Origin of the sequence: Methylobacterium sp. J-070 (genome assembly GCF_022829385.1) — a bacterium.
Lineage (GTDB): Bacteria > Pseudomonadota > Alphaproteobacteria > Rhizobiales > Beijerinckiaceae > Methylobacterium.
Window position 1 is genome coordinate 1 of sequence record NZ_JAKSXX010000210.1, and the last position, 437, is coordinate 437.

At 62.7% G+C, this 437-nt stretch carries 2 tRNA genes; both read left to right on the forward strand.

Annotation, left to right across the window (positions count from 1 at the left end):
* The first annotated feature begins 188 nt into the window (after nucleotides 1-188).
* Nucleotides 189-265, forward strand: a tRNA-Ile gene (locus MKL01_RS22885).
* Nucleotides 266-299: 34 nt separating this feature from the next.
* A tRNA-Ala gene (locus tag MKL01_RS22890) sits at nucleotides 300-375 on the forward strand.
* Nucleotides 376-437: the final 62 nt, after the last annotated feature.

Genomic DNA, 437 nt, shown 5'->3' on the forward strand with positions numbered 1-437 from the left:
TCCGGTTCTGCCGGATCCGTCCTGCTTCGGCAGACCCATCGAAGATCATTAGGATAACAGGGCTCAGTCAGAGCCCATTGGCGGGACGGACGCCGCCCTCGTTTCTCTTCCTCACCAGATAGCGCGATCGCGGAAGCGGTCCGGCTGCAGCCTTGCCTGCGGTCCGGCCTGCGGCTGCTCGATCGACTGGGCCTGTAGCTCAGGTGGTTAGAGCGCACCCCTGATAAGGGTGAGGTCGGACGTTCGAGTCGTCCCAGGCCCACCATGGACGGGACGTTCGACCTGCTGGCATGCCCCTTGGGGACATAGCTCAGTTGGGAGAGCGCGTGCTTTGCAAGCATGAGGTCGTCGGTTCGATCCCGTCTGTCTCCACCATTTGTTTGGGACTTGGCGCCGCTGTTGCGGCGACGTTCCGAACGAGGTGTCGAGGCCGCTAT